We start from the raw sequence: 14,990 nt of genomic DNA, 5'->3' as shown, positions 1-14,990 counted from the left end.
TGTACCTCCGCGCGCACTGTTCGGCGCGGTTTGACGGCACGGGCCCCCGCCGACACCATGGTCCCGGAGCGGGGGACGGATGGACGCGCGCGGATTCTGGGTGGTCGTGCCCTTCCTCGACGAGGAGAAGCTGCTCGGCGGCGCCCTCGACGCGCTCGCCCGCCAGACCGATCCGGACTTCACGCTCCTGCTCGTCGACAACGGCAGCACCGACAGCTCGCGCGCCGTGATCGAGGAGTTCCGCCGCCGGTGCCCGGAGCGGCAGGTCGCCGTGATCGACGAGGCGCAGAAGGGCACGGGAGCCGCCTCCGACACCGGCTTCCGCCACGCGATCGCCGAGGGCGCGACGGCCGTCGCCCGCACCGACGCCGACTGCCTGCCGAGCGCCGACTGGGTGGCGCGCCTGAAGGCCGACCTCCGCGGCGGCGCCCGCTTCGTCGGCGGGCGGCTGTCCCCGCGGCGGGACGAGGCCGTCTACCGCTGGTACGACGGCGTGCTCGGCACCGCGCTGATCCGCCTGATGGAGCACGCGCCGGCCGTCTTCTACCGCCGGCCCGGGCAGCGGTACCGGATGTTCATGGCCGCCGGCTGCAACCTCGCGATCGACGCCGCGCTGTACCTCCAGGTCGACGGCTTCCCGCGCTCGAGCATCGACGACACCGACGAGGACCTGGAGCTGCACCTCAAGGTCTGCCAGGTGATCGGGCGGAGCGAGGCGCTGCTCGACAAGGACGCGGTCGTGCTGATGTCGATCCGGAAGGGCAAGGCGCTCGGGTACCTGGGGATCCTGCTCTGGTACTGGGGCCGCAAGCGCGGGCTGGAGGTCGTCGATGTCCGCTGAGCGCCGGCGCCGCGTGCTGATCACCGGGGCGACGGGCTTCCTCGGCGGCTACGCGGTGCGCGAGTTCCTGGCCGCGGGTGACGACGTGCTCGCCACCGGTCGCGCCCCCGAGGCGCTGGCGCGGCTGGAGGAGGAGGGCGCCACGGTCCTCCGCGCCGACCTCGCCGAGCTGGGCGCGACGACCGTCGAGGCCGACGTGCTCGTGCACGCCGCCGCTCTCTCGAGCCCGTGGGGCACGTGGAGCGAGTTCGAGCGCGCGAACGTCGCGGGGACGGAGGCGATGATCGCGCTGGCCGAGCGCTGCGGGATCCGCCGCTTCGTCTTCGTCTCGTCCCCGAGCATCTACTCCGCCCGGCGCCACCAGTACCTGGTGCGGGAGGAGGAGGTCGACACCGGCAGCCGGATGAGCCTCTACATCCGCAGCAAGATCGAGGCCGAGCGGCTGCTGCAGGGGGCGCACCGCGCCGGCCGGATCCCCGAGCTCGTGATCCTGCGCCCCCGCGGCCTGATCGGCGTCGGCGACCCCAGCCTCCTCCCCCGCTTCGTCGCCGCGAGCCGCCGCCGTGGCATCCCCCTCTTCGACGGCGGCCGGAACCCCGTCGACATCACCTGCGTCGAGAACGCCGCGCACGCGCTGGTCCTCGCTGCCGACGCTCCCGTGGCCGACGGCGGCGTCTACAACATCACCAACGGCGAGCCCGCTCCGCTCGGCGACCTCCTCGAGCGCTTCTTCGCCGCGATGGGCGAGGAGCCGCGCTTCATCCGCGTGGACCTGCGCGTGCTGACCGCGCTCGCCGAGATCCTGGAGCGGGTCTACCGGCTGCTGCCCGGCCGCGAGCCGCCGTTCACCCGCTACACCGTGGCGACCCTCGCCTACGCGCAGACCCTCGACATCTCGCGGGCGCGGACCGAGCTCGGCTACGAGCCGACCGTGCCGCTGGCCGAGGGCATCCGCCGGGTCGGCGAGCACCTGAGGAGGACACGTGGCTGAGTCGTCGCTGCAGGTGATGGCGTGCGGGAGCACCGTCTTCCCGCTGTCCCGGGTGTTCCGCGGGGAGGGACTCCCCCGCCGCGTCTTCCCCTCGAACGTCTTCCTCTACACGCACGCGAGCGGCCGACGGGTGCTCGTGGACACGGGCTACCCGCCGACGTTCCGCGGGACGGGCCTCGTCGGACGGCTGTACGAGCGGATCCTGCCCGCGACGGTGCCGGACGACGAGACCGTCGACCAGCGGCTGCTCGCCCTCGGCCTGACCCCGGCCGACGTGGAGTTCGTGGTGCTCACGCACCTGCACCCGGACCACGTGGGCGGCGTGCGCTGGTTCCCGGACGCGACGTTCGTGCTGTCGTCGGGCCAGGTCGCCTCCGTGCGGCGGAACCGCGTGCGCGAGGGGATCTTCCGCGCGCTGCTGCCGCCGTGGTTCGCGGCCGGGATCGTGGCGGACGAGCAGCCCGCGACGACGATCAAGGGGCTGACCGGATTCGACCTGTTCGGCGACGGGTCGCTGCTCGTGGTGCCGCTGCCGGGGCACGCACGCGGTCACCTGGGGGTGCTCGTCGAGGGGCGCGTGCTGGTGGCCGGCGACACGGCGTGGGGGCGCGAGTTCCTCGGCTGGTCCTCGCGCCTGCGCCGACTGCCGCGGTTCATCAGCGACGACGCACGGGCGCACGAGCGGACGTCCGAGGTGCTCGAGCGGGTCGAGGCGGCGGGCGTGCGGCTGCGCTTCTCGCACGACGCGTATCCGGAGGGGGACGTGCGGCTGGGTGGGGCGGCACCCGTCGGCAGGAAGTCGCCGACCTGACGGCGGGACGGCTCGCGTCGTACCCTCTCGTCCATGACGGACTACGCCCGACCGGCTGTCGCGGACCGCGTCTTCATCGGCGAGGACGGCCGGCCGATCCCCTACGGCACTCGCTGGCAGGGTGAGTCGCCTCCGGACGAGAGCTACTCCGTCACGAGCGATCTCGAGCGTTTCCAGCCGCTGCACACCGTCGCGGACGCCCTGCTCGGGCACCTCGAGCGCACCTACGACGTCACGGTCGAGGACGACCCGGCCCTGGCCTCACGAGACGAAGCGGAGATCTCCTGGGCCGCCCGCGCCGTCCGCGTGACGCCGCGGTCGGTCGACGCCGCACCTCTGACGATCGTCTGGACCGTCTTCCCCGGCGTCCTCCTCCACGCCGGAGCACTGCACCGCTTCAACTACCCCGTCTGCGGCTGCGACGCCTGCGACGACGAGTGGACCGCCCTCGCGGACGACCTCGAGCGCACCGTCTTCGACGTCGTCGCGGGCCGCTACGAGGAGAGCATCGCCGCCGGCAAGGACGGCATCATCGTCGGCTACCGCATCGGGAGCGGCAGCGAGCTCGGCTGGTCGAGCGGCTACAGCAACGACGTCGGGGTGCGTCACAGGATCGGCCACGACGGGCAGCAGCTGACCGCGCCCTTCAGTCGAGTGTGGGAGGCCTGGCCGAAACGCTGACGCCGCGGCCGGCCGATCCTCGCGAGGTCATCGATCTTGTCCGAAAAGTGAGGCGCCTCCCGCCTCGGGCCGCGAGATCTCGAGTTCCGAGGCTCGACCAGGCGGCGGTCGTCAGCGGGGCAGGTGCTCGTAGGGGACGCGGCGGCTCAGCCAGGCGAGCAGACCGGCGGCGAGCGCCGCGATCGCCGCCGGGATGAGAAGCAGCCAGAGGGCCGAGGTCACGGCGACGAGGACGAGCGCCGCCGCGGCGACGCCGGCGCCGATCGCGAAGTTCCAGCGCACGTCCGTCGCCACTCCGCCCTCCGGTCGCGCCCACAGCACGACGAGGGCCGTCGCGATCGGCCCGAGCAGCAGCCCCAGCACGAACCAGCGCCAGCGCGAGCGGCCCTTCTGCTCGGCGAGACCGGCGGTGACGATCGCGAGTCCGAACCAGATCCAACCGGAGTCCTGGGTGAGTGTCATGCGTGGAGCCTAGGGCGCGGGCAATATCACCCCGGCGGGGTCGCCGGTCGGGGGCGTGGGCCTGTCGCCCGCGTCTCCCGCCCAGCGGTCCACGGCACGGCCGCCGACCTGCACCGCTACCCGGGCACCACCACGAAGGCGACTCCGACGACGACGCCCAGCACGAGAGCCACCGAGCCGAACCCGATCAGGAGGGCGAACGTCAGCGGACGGGTCTCGCGGAAGCTCATCGCGCCGGGGATCAGCTCGTTGATCTCGGAGGGGCTGAGCGTCTTCTCCGCGGCGGGCGGCGCCTCGATCTCCTGCCGACGAGCGGCTCCGGTCAGGCGCGCCCACATGCTCCGGCTACCGGCGTGCACGCCACGCGCCGCCGGCAGGAGCGGCGTCGTCACGGCGGCGACGACGGCTCGCAGATCCTCGATCTCCCAGTCCGCCCCGCGGAGCCGGAGCGACCGGCTCTCGTCCGACAGGAACAGGATGAGCGACGGGGGCAGGTTGATCCCCTCACTGTTGGGGTCGGCGGGCACCCAGGCGAGCAGCGCCTTCACCGATGGGTCGGCGCGGTCGAAGGTCACGACCCTGCCTCGAGCGTCCGTGCACTCGATCGTCCGGTCCGAGATCCGGAGGGACGCGGTGGCGAGGAACCGCCGGTTGCGGAGCGCCAGCACTCCGACGATCACCAGAGCCACCGCGGCGGCGAAGCCGAACAGCCCGAGGTAGACGGCCAGCGCCGCACCTCGGTCGTCGGCGACCACGACTCCCCAGACGCTCCCCGCCAGCAGGACCAGCGCGGGGAGCACGGCAACCGGCCTCAGGCGTCGCGACTCGTTCTTCTGCCGGGCCCTCGAGGGCCGGAACTCGCGAACCGGCTCCGAGCGGTCCGTCCGTCGCCGCTCCATCAGGCGGACGCGACGGACGGAGAGCCGGTGCGGACGCGGTTCCGAAGAGGGTCGTCGAGGCTGCGGCGCATGGCGTCAGGGTAGCGGTGGCGTTCACCAGCGCCGCCCTCGCCTTGGGGGCCTTGGGTTCTTCGCGCGGCTGTAGCGCAGCGACCGCCGAAAGCGAGGACCACCGCTCCTTCTGCGCTCCCGGCGACGCCGATAGCCTTCGCCCGTGACCTCCTCGACTCGCGCAGTGGACCTCGCTCGTGCACGCCTCCGGATCGGAGTGCTCGCGTTGGTCCACCTCGTGATCGCTGTCAACCTGGTCCCATTCGGACTGTTGGGCTACGCCTCCGAGAACTATCCTGCCGTCGATGAGTGGTCCGACCTGTCGACGCTCGGGCGGGCCGTCCAATGGGCGGCCTTCGCTCCGTGGGTGCTCGTCGTCATCACTCCCGTCGTCTCGTTCATCGTCGTCCGTCGCCTCTCCGCCCCCCTGAGGAGCTTCTGGATCACGCCCGCCGCCGGCATCGCCGCCACCGTTGCGATCCACTTCGTGTCCTACCTCTTCTTCGACGCCCCTCGCCCAGTCACCGGAGGGTGAGCGGACGCGGCGCGCCTGTCGATCCGCGCGGGACGTCACCGCACGACAGGTCGGCCCCTCCCGAGGTGCTGCCGCCGGGCACGATCATCCGAGCGAGGGCGCGTCCGGATCGACAGACTGGGCTGGTGTCCTCACCGATGACGATCCGCGCCGTGCCGACCTCGGCGCAGCGTGAGGAGATGCACCTCAGGCTCCATCTCGCAGAGAGCAAGCGAGTGCTGCCTCTCGCGGCCGTCCCCGGCGATCGGCCTCCTCAAGACCTTCCGTACCGGGAAGCGCACTCGAAGCACGCGCGACGCCGGGCGCGGCGGCAGCCCGCCGGGGGCCGAGCGCCCTGACGCGATTCCCGCGCCGCCGGCGACACGCCGCCCCCACTCGACGCACGCACCTACCCACTCCAGACAGGACCCGCCATGACCTCCTCCCTCTCCCACCCGGCGAGCCGCTGGGCTCTCGACCACATGCCCCTCACCGCGCAGGCGGTCCGGGAGCTCGCTCCGGTGCTCTCCGGGAAGAAGCTGGCGATCTGCCTCCACGTCGAGCCCAAGACCGCCGCCCTCGTCTCGCTCCTCGTCGAGGCCGGGATGGACATCGCTCTGACGGGCTCGCCCGGAACCACGAAGGACGACGTCGCCGACGACCTCCGCACCCTCGGCGTGCACGTGCACACGAAGCAGAGCGACGGCGAGGCGGAGCACCTCCGCAACATCGAGAAGGTGCTCGAGCACGATCCCGATCTCACCCTCGACAACGGCGCCGACCTGACTCTCCGGCTCATCAACTCGGGCGTCCCGGACCACTACCTCGGCGGCACCGAGGAGACCACCACCGGCGGCATCCGCCTGCGGGAGAACAGCGCGACCCTCCCGCGACCGGTCGTCGTCATCAACGACTCGCCCCTCAAGCTGATCGTCGAGAACGAGTACGGGGTCGGCCAGAGCGTCGTCCAGGGCTTCATGAACGCCACGAACCTCATGATCCCGGGCACCCGCGCCGCGGTCATCGGCTACGGCCCGTGCGGACGCGGAGTCGCCGACACCCTCGCGCAGCTCGGAGCGCGCGTCTCCGTCGCCGACGTCGACCCGATCCGCTCGCTGCAGGCGATCCTCCGCGGCCACCGCGTCGGACCCGTCGCCGACGTCCTCTCGGACGCGCAGTTCGTCTTCACCGCCACCGGCGCACCCGGTGTCATCGGCGCCGCGGAGATCGACGCGTTCGCCGACGGCGCCGTGATCGCGGGCGTCGGCCACTTCCCGTGGGAGATCGACGAGGACGCCCTCGCGGCCGCCACGGAGTCGACCACCGAGTTCGCCGACGGACAGCGCCGGCAGGGCATCCGCCTGAAGAACGGCAAGCAGATCGTCCGCCTCGAGAACGGCCGGATGATCAACCTCACCGCGGCCGGCGGCAACCCGATCCAGGCGATGGACCTCGGCCTGACCCTCCAGGCACGGAGCCTCGCCGCCGTCGTCACCGCGGACCTCGACGCCGCCGTGCAGCCCGTCCCAGCCGACGTCGAGCACCGCATCGCGACCGACCTCGTCGCCCTCCTCAGCCGCTGAGCGGCGAGCGGCGGGTCCTCGGCGGCGATCCGCGGAGCGGCGGCGGCGCACGTCAGAAGACGGCGATCGGAGTGACCGGAACGCCGGTGAGCCCGAGCAGGTGCGGTGGGGCCACGCTGAGCAGGAACGACCAGCGGGACAGCTCGGCGCAGACCACGGCGAGCTGCTCCACGTCCGCGCTGTCGATGAGGGGCATGCCCAGCCGTGCGAGCGCGACCCTGTGCATCGGCATCGGCATCGGCATCTCGGGATCGTGAGGGGGGAAGCTGTCGCCGACGTCCCCCGCGGGGAGCGCCACGCCCCGCTCGTGCATCCAGGTCACGGCGTCGACGGTCCTGCCGGGGGCCTGCTCCTCCGAGTCCCAGGAGAAGCCCCACCCGCTGCGGACGACGAGCGCGTCGCCGGACTGCAGGGGGACGCCTCCCCGGCGCTCAGCCGCTTCGAGGTCGGCGGCGACGATCGCGTGCGCCGCCGGCAGCCTCCCCTGCGGCGCGAGGTCGAAGCCGGGCTTCGGAGCATCGCCGACGCGGGACCTCGTCCAGACGGTGTTCACAACGAAGGATGGATCTGCTCCAGGACCCCGCGATCCGCGCGGAACGGGCGCCGGAGCCTCATCCTTCCTCCGTTGTGAACAGGACCAGGCGAGCGGGGCCGACGTAGGACGTCCACCCGGGCGCCCTCTTCCGGACGTGGCCGGAAGAGGGCGTTGCCCACGGCGCTCGCAGCTGTCACGGTCGCAGGGCGGCCGACGACGGCCGACCCGACCGGAAGACCCCCATGCGCCTCCGAAGCACTGTCCGCCCGCTCGCGCTCCTCACCGGCGCCCTCCTCCTCGGGACCGGCCTCGCCGCCCTCGACGGGCCGCTCGCCGGCACCGCAGCCGCGGCTCATGCGGCCGACAATCCTGTCGCGGGCGGGCGCGTCGTGGGCTGGGGATACGACGAGGACGGTCGGGCGAGCGCCCCCGAGGATCTGACCGACGCCGTCTCCATCGCGGCCGGCCAGTACTACGGCGTCGCGGCGAGGAGCGACGGCACAGTGGCCGTCTGGGGTGACAACCTCGAGGGCGGCCCCTTCCCGGCGGACGACCTCCGCGGCGTCGCGGCCGTCTCCCCCGATCTGGCGCTTCTCGAGGACGGCACCGTCGCGCCGCTCTTCCCCCCGGAGGACCGGTACACCGAGCCGCCGGCCGGGCTGAGCGGCGTCACCGCGATCGACTCGAGCGGCACCCACAGCGTCGCGCTCCGCGACGACGGGACAGTGGCGATCTGGGGATACGACCAGGGGCGAGTGCTGGAGGCGCCTCCCGGTCTGGACGACGTCGTGGCGATCTCCGCCGCGTCCTTCCACACCCTCGCCGTCACGAGCGACGGCAGCGTCGTGAGCTGGGGCTACGACGGCCCCGACGACATCTTCGCGGGCTACTCCGACATCGTCGCGGTCGCGGCGGGACGGACCCACGACCTCGCCGTCCGCGCCGACGGCAGCGTCGTCGCCGAGGGGAGCGACAGGGACGGAGAGAGCGACGTCCCCGCCGGGCTGACCGGTGTCGTCGCGGTCGCCGCCGGGTACGGGCACAGCGTGGCGCTCCGCGAGGACGGCACCGTCGCCGCCTGGGGCGACGACACCGTCGGCCAGTCCACGGTTCCCGCAGGGCTGAAGGGGGTCACCTCGATCGACGCCGGCTACGGCTTCACCCTCGCCACCGGGACCCGTCCCGTCCTCACGGCTGCCGCGCCTCCCACGGCGACGGTCGGCACTCCGTTCTCCTTCGCCTTCGGAGGGGATGCGCGCCTCGCGGACCACACCCTCGCCAGCGGGACGCTCCCGCCCGGACTGACCCTGACTCCCGAGGGGCTCGTGACGGGCACGCCCGCAGAACCCGGAACCTCCGACTTCACCGTCACCGCGACCAACTCCTTCGGAACGACCACCACCGCCTCGCGGCGGATCACCGTCGAGGCCGCCCCGCCTGCACCCGTCGCGCCGACGATCAGCGGAACCGTCGCAGCCGGCGTCGTCGGCTCGGCCTACGACTTCACCTACGCGGTCGCGGGAACTCCGGCTCCCGTCGTGACCGTGTCGTCGGGCGCCCTGCCCCCGGGTCTCACCCTCGATCCGACGGGGCGCCTCACCGGCACTCCGACCAGGACCGGCGCCTACGTCTTCACCGTGCAGGCCGCCAGCACCGCCGGAACCGCGACCGCGCAGAGCACTCTCACCGTGTCCCCTGCGTCCGCAACTGCGAAGGCCGACCTCCGCGTCGACGTCTCCGCTCCGACCACCGCGGTGAAGGGGAGGACGTTCACGTACACGCTCATCACGAAGAACGCCGGACCCTCCACGTCGACGTCCGTCTACTCGAAGGTGATCCTCCCGCCGGGGGTGCGGTTCGTCTCCGCGACGGGGAAGTACACCCGCATCGGCAGCGTCGTGGTCTTCCAGTGCTCCAGCCTCGGCAACGGGCGGACCTCCACCGAGAAGATCACCGTCACGGCCGCGAGCGCAGGCACGGTCACAGCGCTCGCAACCACCTTCTCCGTGAGGGCTCCGGATCCGTCGATCCGCAGCAACGCCGACACCGCTGCCACCACCGTCCGCTGAGGAGCGTCGGGCGGGCGACGAGGCCCTCCCGCCCGTCCTCGGGCATCACGCCGGGCGCAGCCAGTCCGTGATCGCGCTGACGACGCGGTCGAGGTGGGACTCGAGCAGGAAGTGCCCGCCGTCGACGAGCTCGATGCGCGCGTGAGGGGCGTCGCGGAGGAACGCCTGGGCGCCGGCGGGGGCGAAGATCTCGTCGTTCCGGCCCCAGACGGCGAGGACGGGGACTCCGGACTCGCGGATCCACGCATGCACGGCGGGGTAGAGCTCGCGGTTGGTGGCGTAGTCGCGGAAGAGCGCCAGCTGCACGTCATCCTGGCCGGGGCGGGCGAGGAGCGCGAGGTCGTGCTCCCAGGCGTCCGGATCGACGGTGGTGGAGTCGGGGACACCGTGGGTGTACTGCCATTCGACGGCCTCCCGGCCGAGGGCCGGTCGGAGGGCTTCGCGCGTCTCGTCGGTCCGCTCGGCGGCGTCGGCCCAGATCGGGTCCCAGAAGCCGGGCACGAAGCCCTCCTCGTAGGCGTTGCCGTTCTGCGAGATCACGGCGACGACCGCGGACGGATCGGCGAGGGCGAGGCGCCAGCCGACGGGGGCGCCGTAGTCCTGGACGTACATCGTGTACCGGGTCACCCCGATGGTCTCGAGGAAGCGGCCGGTCACCGCGGTCAGGGCCGCGAACGTGTAGTCGAAGTCGTCGACGGAGGGCGCGGACGAGCGTCCGAAGCCGATGTGGTCGGGGGCGATGACGCGGTAGTGCCCCGCGAGGGCGGGAAGGAGGTGGCGGAACATGTGCGAGCTGCTCGGGTACCCGTGCAGCAGCAGGAGGACGGGCGCGTCGACGGGACCGGCCTCCCGCCAGAAGACGTCGAGTCCGTCGACGGACACGGTGCGGTGATGGACGACGACCATGGCTAACCCCTTACGGTAGATTTACTGGTTAGCCGGACGTTAGCATGGATCGAACGGGCCGCACGGCGGGAGGACGGGGAGCGATGGATCGGGACGAGGAGCTGCTCCTGGCGGTGCTGAACAGCGCGCCGGTGGTGGACGGACGGCCGACGGACGGCCTCGGCGACGCGTCCGGTCGCGAGCTCGCGCGGCGGTGGGGCGGAGTCGGCACCGAGGACGAGCTCGAGCAGCTGCGCCGTGCCCGCGACGCGCTCCAGGCCGTCGTGCGCTCGGGCGCGCCCGCGGCCGTCGTGGAGCTCGCGGACCTGGTCGCGCACGCCGTGCGCACCCCGCGCGTCACCGGTGAGGGCGTCGTGTGGGAGCTGAGCGCTCCCGAGCCGGTTCGACTCGCGGTGGAGTCGGTCCTCGCCTGGTCCGCTGTGAACACCCGGTTCCCCGGGCGGCTCCGCGCCTGCGCGAACGACGAGTGCAACCTCTTCCTCCTCGACCGCAGCCGCCCCGGCACCGCCAAGTGGTGCTCGATGGCGACGTGCGGCAACCGGATGAAGGCCCGCGCGCACGCGAGCCGGTCGCGGGACTGAGCGCGGCCGGGAGGCGGGGAACCCGCTGCCGTCTCCCGCGCGACATCCGGCGATGACAGCAGGCGTGCCCCTCTGCCAGGGTGTGCCCATGACCGCAGCCGAGCCCGCGCAGACGGACCTCCGCCCCGCAGGGCCCGCATGGCTTCCGGACCCCGAGCGCCCCGGTTTCGAGCGGTGGTGGGACGGATCGTCGTGGTCGACCGTCTCGGCGCGCGTCCCCTGGGGCAGTGCGATCCCCCTGCAGCAGGAGTGGACGCGTCTCGTCCGCCCCGCCCAGAACCGCCGAGCCGCCGCGGCGCTCGTGCTGACGCGGGTCGTGGGCGTCGGCATCGCGCTCCTCCTGCTCCTCCTGTTCCTCGGAGCGGGTGCGACCTGGGCCCGCTGGGGCGCGCTGCTGCTCGGAGTCGCCGTCGTCGGAGCAGCGATCGCCGGCCTGATCGTCGGAGTGCTGGCCGTGAGGCAGCCCGCCACGCTCGGGGGGCGCGGCGCTGCCTGGTTCGCGGTCGTCGACTGCGGCGCAGTCCTCCTCGCGATCCTCGGGCTCACCGCGATCGTCATCGGCGCGGCGCTCCTCTTCGGCTGACGGCCGGACACGGCAGCGCGGCGCCTCCCTGGGCGGGCCCGCTCGGCCGCACGCGGATCCGCTGAGTACGCTCGGGCCATGCAGCGCACGGTGGGCGGAGTCGTCATCGAGGTCGTCCACGCGAGGACCGGCGACGCGACCCGGACGCCCGACGGGCCGATCCAGCTGTGGACGATCACCCTCTCCGGAGCAGGCGTCGATCACTCCGCGACGGTCGGCGTCGCCGGGACCTCGACGGAGCCGGACGACGACGCGCTCGCCACCGTCCTCGACGTGGCCGTCGTGGAGTACGTCCCCGCGTCCGAGGACCAGCACGGGACTCCGGCGTTCCGCGAGTGGAAGCGGGACCACGCGTCCGAACTGCGGCAGCTCGTGGCGGCGCTTCGAGCGGGCAGCTGACTCCTGCCGGGCGCGCAGCGGCTGCTAGGCGCCGCGCAGCCGGGCCGTCGATGCGGACGCCTGCGCTCGCGCCCGTTGCAGGGCGTCCTCGCGTCCAGCCGCGTCGAGGCGGGCGGGACCGTAGGTGACCACCGGGGGCAGGACGTCGTAGCCGACGAACTCCAGCATCCCGCGGTGGATGTGGAAGAGGAACGACTGCAGGTCGCCGTAGCCGTCGGCGGCGCCGGGCGCGAAGGCCGCTTCGCCGCCGCCGGTCGTCAGCAGGAGCATGGCGCTGCTGCCGCGCAGGCCGCCCTCGGCGAAGACGCCGTGCTCGCCTCCGAAGGTCGCGCCCATCACGAAGACCCGGTCGATCCAGCCCTTCATGATCGCCGGCATCGAGAACCACCACAGGGGGAACGAGAGCACCAGGAGATCCGCCTGCATCAGCTCGTCGAGATCGCTCGCGACGGGCTCCCCGAGCGTCTTCTCGAGGACCGCGGTCATCTGCTGAACCTGCGGCTTGAAGTAGCCGGAGCCGGGCGCGAACTGGTCGCGGTGCAGCACCGGGTCCCGGCCCTCGGCGTACAGGTCGAGCCGGCGGACCTCCATGCCGTCGGCCCTCAGCTGCTCGAGGACCGCGTCCGCCTGCGCCGAGGAGAAGGACCGCTCCTCGGGATGGGCGTGGACGAGGAGAGCGCGGCGCACGGGGGCGGCCTCGGCAGCATCGGTCATGCCGCCGATCATATCGACGATTCGCGATACGTCGCTAGATCGACGCTCCGAGCCGCTTCAGGAGCCCGTCGACGTCGGCGTCGCTCCTCCGGTAGTGGGTGTACTTCCCGACGCGCGTCGAGCGGACGAGGCCCGCGCGCTCCAGGGATCCCATGTACGACGAGATGGTCGACTGCGCGAGACCGCTCTTCGCGGCGAGATGGGTGACGCAGACCCCGAACTCGGCGCGGTCGGCGATCGGCTCGAACTCGCTGAACGACGCCTCGGGAGAGCGGAGCCACTCCATGATCTGCAGCCGCGCGGGGTTGCCCAGCGCCTTCAGCACCTCGACCAGTCCCGTGTCCACCGCGCCATTCTCCTCCGCTCGCCGCCCGGGCGCCTCCGCGCCGGAATCAGCCTCCACCCGGGCGCACCGCCCTCACGGCAGCAGGATCACCTTGCCGTCGAGGGTCCGGGACTCGGCGAGCTCCATCGCCTCGACGATCCCCGTGAGCGGGAAGCGGGCGGCGATGTTGGCCGTCAGCGAGCCGTCGGCGAGGAGTCCGAGCACGCGTCCGAGGTCCTCCTCGAGCCGCGCACGGAAGCGCGCGGGGCGCAGCGAGTGGCCCGCCCAGAGGTCGTAGAAGACCGCGCGCCGGCCGTTGGGGGCGAGCTGGTAGGCCTGGATCCGCGCGAGCTGGCGGAGGAAGGGGGGCCAGATACTCCCGGTGCTCGCGCTGACGATCGCGTACGCGACGAGGGTGCCGCCGGGCGCGAGCAGCGACCACGCCAGCCGGGTCGTCGCTCCGCCGACGTTGTCGAACACGGCCTGCACTCCGCCGGGAGCGAGCTCGCGCACGCGGGCGGCGAGGTCGGGATCGGCGTAGTCGACGGGCTCCACTCCGGCCGCTCGGAGGGCCTCGTGGTGGCGGGGCGAGGCGGCGCCGATCACGCGGATCCCCTCGAGGCGGGCGAGGCGGTGCACGAGGCCGCCGACTCCGCCGTTCGCGCCGAACAGGAGGATCGTGTCGCCGCGGGAGACCCGGGCCGCGCGGTGCAGCATCTGCCACGCCGTCACTCCGTTGACCACGACGGCCTCGGCGTCCTCCGACGCGACCGCGTCGGGGACGAGAACGCAGTCGCGGGCGGCGACACGGGCGTGCCCGGTCCAGCCGCCGGTCTTGGTGAGCGCGGCGACCCGGCGGCCCTCGAACGACGCGGCGCCGCCGGGGCCGACCGCGAGGACCCGGCCGACGAGGTCGTAGCCGGGCGTGAAGGGGAACCGCGGCTGGGCGAAGTAGCGGCCGCGGCGCATCGACTGCTCGGCGAACGAGATGCCGGTGGCCTCGACGGCGACGAGCAGCTCGCCGGCCGCAGGAGGCTCGACCGGCGCCTGCTCGAGGAGCAGCCCGGACGGCTCGACGACCCCGGGGAGGACGACGCGGGTGGTGGTGCGGGGAAGGGTGGTGGACATGAGGGGCTCCTGGAGATCGTAGGTGAGTGACCGAACAGTCACAACGGCGGATATGAAAAGGGATGGTGGCGAAGAGGAGAAGGAGGAGGGGAGGAAGAAGAGGAGGAGAGGCGAGCGCCGCGGACTCAGTCGCGGTGCCGGATGCCGTCGGAGACGATGCGGGCCCACTCGGAGTCGACGCCGCCGAGGTCGGTCTGCACGATCAGGTGGCAGAGCTGCCCGTAGGCGATGAAGCGCTGCACGGCCGGGCCGTCGGCTCCGGAGACGACGGTGACCGTCCGGACGACCGCGGAGATCCCGCGGCGCACAGCCTCGCGGATCTCGGGGACGTCGCACGCGCTCTGCGCCTGCGACTGCAGCATGATCAGGTCGCGGTCGGCGATCAGGTCGATGTAGGCGACGGTCATCGCCTCGAGCCGGTCGGCCGGATCCGAGGAGGGCGAGGCCTCCCCCGCCGCCGCGAGCGTGGACGCGACCTGCTCGTAGCAGCGGTCGACGGCCGCGACGAAGACGCCGAGCTTGCCGGGGAACAGGCGGAAGACGTAGGCGGGCGAGACGCCGGCCTCGGCGGCGACCTCGGTGATCGGAGTCGCGGCGTAGCCGGTGCGCGCGAACACGTGGAGCGCCGCCGCGGTGATCCGCTCGCGCTGCGCCTCGGCGGTGGAGCGGGAGGAGGGGGAAGGCATGTGACTGATCGAACACTTACTTCGCTCGCATGTCAAGAGCGGCTGCCGGACGGATAGAGAGAGCGGCCCCGCTCAGGGGCACCCCACGATCCGGTCCGGCACGCGGCAAGGGCAGGCCTACCGATCGTGGAGCCCGCCACACCCACTGCGACGACCGCGACCAGCGCGATCGCGATCCTGCGGAGCACGGGTGTCGTGGCCATGGCGTTCCTCCATCGGAACTCAGTGGTG

18 protein-coding genes are annotated in these 14,990 nt (G+C 72.8%); 10 read left to right on the top strand and 8 right to left on the bottom strand.

Annotated elements, in window-relative coordinates; translation table 11 throughout:
• Positions 1-79: 79 nt before the first annotated feature.
• The 4 genes from C5C59_RS12690 to C5C59_RS17345 are packed head-to-tail and all read left to right on the top strand — an operon-like array spanning position 80 to position 3,324.
• Positions 80-841: a glycosyltransferase family A protein gene (locus C5C59_RS12690; protein WP_104239221.1), complete on the top strand. Its 762-nt coding sequence runs from the start codon at positions 80-82 to the stop codon at positions 839-841.
• A complete protein-coding gene (locus C5C59_RS12685) occupies positions 831-1,832 on the top strand; it encodes an NAD(P)-dependent oxidoreductase (protein WP_104239220.1) in 1,002 nt (333 codons plus the stop codon). Before C5C59_RS12690 ends, C5C59_RS12685 begins: the two co-directional genes overlap by 11 nt.
• Positions 1,825-2,643: an MBL fold metallo-hydrolase gene (locus C5C59_RS12680; RefSeq protein ID WP_104239219.1), complete on the top strand. Its 819-nt coding sequence runs from the start codon at positions 1,825-1,827 to the stop codon at positions 2,641-2,643. Before C5C59_RS12685 ends, C5C59_RS12680 begins: the two co-directional genes overlap by 8 nt.
• A 33-nt stretch (positions 2,644-2,676) precedes the next feature.
• Positions 2,677-3,324 carry a DUF6226 family protein gene (locus tag C5C59_RS17345; protein WP_181134901.1) on the top strand — a complete coding sequence of 216 codons (648 nt, stop codon included), beginning with the start codon at positions 2,677-2,679 and terminating at the stop codon, positions 3,322-3,324.
• Between the two features lie 111 nt (positions 3,325-3,435).
• On the opposite strand, the gene C5C59_RS12670 is transcribed toward C5C59_RS17345, so the two are convergent.
• Positions 3,436-3,786 (bottom strand): hypothetical protein, encoded by a 351-nt coding sequence (locus tag C5C59_RS12670; RefSeq protein WP_104226336.1) that lies wholly within the window; start codon positions 3,784-3,786, stop codon positions 3,436-3,438.
• Between the two features lie 116 nt (positions 3,787-3,902).
• Positions 3,903-4,586, bottom strand: coding sequence for a hypothetical protein (locus C5C59_RS12665; protein ID WP_104239218.1), 684 nt, complete (start codon positions 4,584-4,586; stop codon positions 3,903-3,905).
• Between the two features lie 313 nt (positions 4,587-4,899).
• Between C5C59_RS12665 and C5C59_RS12660 the strand changes: the two genes are divergently transcribed.
• Together C5C59_RS12660 and C5C59_RS12655 are read left to right on the top strand one after the other, a co-directional pair.
• Positions 4,900-5,271, top strand: a complete 372-nt coding sequence (locus C5C59_RS12660; protein WP_146082867.1) for a hypothetical protein — start codon at positions 4,900-4,902, stop codon at positions 5,269-5,271.
• A 413-nt stretch (positions 5,272-5,684) separates the two neighbouring features.
• A complete protein-coding gene (locus tag C5C59_RS12655) occupies positions 5,685-6,833 on the top strand; it encodes an adenosylhomocysteinase (RefSeq protein WP_104239216.1) in 1,149 nt (382 codons plus the stop codon).
• Positions 6,834-6,885: 52 nt separating this feature from the next.
• Here the strand turns inward: C5C59_RS12655 and C5C59_RS12650 are convergent, their stop codons facing one another.
• Positions 6,886-7,386 carry a cyclase family protein gene (locus C5C59_RS12650; protein WP_104239215.1) on the bottom strand — a complete coding sequence of 167 codons (501 nt, stop codon included), beginning with the start codon at positions 7,384-7,386 and terminating at the stop codon, positions 6,886-6,888.
• A 224-nt stretch (positions 7,387-7,610) separates the two neighbouring features.
• On the opposite strand from C5C59_RS12650, the gene C5C59_RS12645 reads away from it, so the two are divergent.
• Positions 7,611-9,437 carry a putative Ig domain-containing protein gene (locus tag C5C59_RS12645; RefSeq protein ID WP_104239214.1) on the top strand — a complete coding sequence of 609 codons (1,827 nt, stop codon included), beginning with the start codon at positions 7,611-7,613 and terminating at the stop codon, positions 9,435-9,437.
• Between the two features lie 45 nt (positions 9,438-9,482).
• Here C5C59_RS12645 and C5C59_RS12640 read toward each other — a convergent pair whose 3' ends face one another.
• Positions 9,483-10,343 carry an alpha/beta fold hydrolase gene (locus tag C5C59_RS12640; RefSeq protein WP_104239213.1) on the bottom strand — a complete coding sequence of 287 codons (861 nt, stop codon included), beginning with the start codon at positions 10,341-10,343 and terminating at the stop codon, positions 9,483-9,485.
• An 83-nt stretch (positions 10,344-10,426) separates the two neighbouring features.
• Between C5C59_RS12640 and C5C59_RS12635 the strand changes: the two genes are divergently transcribed.
• The 3 genes from C5C59_RS12635 to C5C59_RS12625 all read left to right on the top strand — a co-directional run bounded on the left by C5C59_RS12635 (position 10,427) and on the right by C5C59_RS12625 (position 11,906).
• A complete protein-coding gene (locus tag C5C59_RS12635; protein ID WP_104239212.1) occupies positions 10,427-10,924 on the top strand; it encodes a CGNR zinc finger domain-containing protein in 498 nt (165 codons plus the stop codon).
• 88 nt (positions 10,925-11,012) lie between these two features.
• Entirely contained in the window at positions 11,013-11,507 is a 495-nt protein-coding gene (locus C5C59_RS12630) for a DUF2510 domain-containing protein (RefSeq protein ID WP_181134900.1), read from the top strand.
• A gap of 78 nt (positions 11,508-11,585) precedes the next feature.
• The gene (locus tag C5C59_RS12625; protein WP_104239210.1) at positions 11,586-11,906 is read left to right on the top strand and encodes a hypothetical protein; all 321 of its coding nucleotides are present in this window, start codon (positions 11,586-11,588) and stop codon (positions 11,904-11,906) included.
• A gap of 24 nt (positions 11,907-11,930) precedes the next feature.
• Here the strand turns inward: C5C59_RS12625 and C5C59_RS12620 are convergent, their stop codons facing one another.
• From C5C59_RS12620 to C5C59_RS12605, 4 genes are all read right to left on the bottom strand, one after another.
• Entirely contained in the window at positions 11,931-12,620 is a 690-nt protein-coding gene (locus C5C59_RS12620; RefSeq protein WP_104239232.1) for an NAD(P)H-dependent oxidoreductase, read from the bottom strand.
• Positions 12,621-12,654: 34 nt separating this feature from the next.
• Positions 12,655-12,966, bottom strand: a complete 312-nt coding sequence (locus tag C5C59_RS12615) for a helix-turn-helix transcriptional regulator (RefSeq protein WP_219812482.1) — start codon at positions 12,964-12,966, stop codon at positions 12,655-12,657.
• A gap of 72 nt (positions 12,967-13,038) precedes the next feature.
• Positions 13,039-14,073 carry a medium chain dehydrogenase/reductase family protein gene (locus C5C59_RS12610; protein ID WP_104239209.1) on the bottom strand — a complete coding sequence of 345 codons (1,035 nt, stop codon included), beginning with the start codon at positions 14,071-14,073 and terminating at the stop codon, positions 13,039-13,041.
• Between the two features lie 125 nt (positions 14,074-14,198).
• Positions 14,199-14,759 carry a TetR/AcrR family transcriptional regulator gene (locus C5C59_RS12605; RefSeq protein ID WP_104239208.1) on the bottom strand — a complete coding sequence of 187 codons (561 nt, stop codon included), beginning with the start codon at positions 14,757-14,759 and terminating at the stop codon, positions 14,199-14,201.
• Positions 14,760-14,990 lie beyond the last annotated feature (231 nt).

The sequence above is a fragment of the Rathayibacter sp. AY1F4 genome, from assembly GCF_002931775.1.
GTDB lineage: Bacteria > Actinomycetota > Actinomycetes > Actinomycetales > Microbacteriaceae > Rathayibacter.
This window is presented reverse-complemented; position numbering and strand designations above follow the sequence as displayed.

What these genes read in the sequence shown, in the direction of transcription:
- C5C59_RS12690 (WP_104239221.1), top strand. Translation starts at nt 80, where the DNA reads ATGGACGCGCGCGGATTCTGGGTGGTCGTGCCCTTCCTCGACGAGGAG.
- C5C59_RS12685 (WP_104239220.1), top strand. Translation starts at nt 831, where the DNA reads ATGTCCGCTGAGCGCCGGCGCCGCGTGCTGATCACCGGGGCGACGGGC.
- C5C59_RS17345 (WP_181134901.1), top strand. Translation starts at nt 2,677, where the DNA reads ATGACGGACTACGCCCGACCGGCTGTCGCGGACCGCGTCTTCATCGGC.
- C5C59_RS12670 (WP_104226336.1), bottom strand. Translation starts at nt 3,786, where the DNA reads ATGACACTCACCCAGGACTCCGGTTGGATCTGGTTCGGACTCGCGATC.
- C5C59_RS12655 (WP_104239216.1), top strand. Translation starts at nt 5,685, where the DNA reads ATGACCTCCTCCCTCTCCCACCCGGCGAGCCGCTGGGCTCTCGACCAC.
- C5C59_RS12645 (WP_104239214.1), top strand. Translation starts at nt 7,611, where the DNA reads ATGCGCCTCCGAAGCACTGTCCGCCCGCTCGCGCTCCTCACCGGCGCC.
- C5C59_RS12640 (WP_104239213.1), bottom strand. Translation starts at nt 10,343, where the DNA reads ATGGTCGTCGTCCATCACCGCACCGTGTCCGTCGACGGACTCGACGTC.
- C5C59_RS12635 (WP_104239212.1), top strand. Translation starts at nt 10,427, where the DNA reads ATGGATCGGGACGAGGAGCTGCTCCTGGCGGTGCTGAACAGCGCGCCG.
- C5C59_RS12630 (WP_181134900.1), top strand. Translation starts at nt 11,013, where the DNA reads ATGACCGCAGCCGAGCCCGCGCAGACGGACCTCCGCCCCGCAGGGCCC.
- C5C59_RS12625 (WP_104239210.1), top strand. Translation starts at nt 11,586, where the DNA reads ATGCAGCGCACGGTGGGCGGAGTCGTCATCGAGGTCGTCCACGCGAGG.
- C5C59_RS12620 (WP_104239232.1), bottom strand. Translation starts at nt 12,620, where the DNA reads ATGACCGATGCTGCCGAGGCCGCCCCCGTGCGCCGCGCTCTCCTCGTC.
- C5C59_RS12610 (WP_104239209.1), bottom strand. Translation starts at nt 14,073, where the DNA reads ATGTCCACCACCCTTCCCCGCACCACCACCCGCGTCGTCCTCCCCGGG.
- C5C59_RS12605 (WP_104239208.1), bottom strand. Translation starts at nt 14,759, where the DNA reads ATGCCTTCCCCCTCCTCCCGCTCCACCGCCGAGGCGCAGCGCGAGCGG.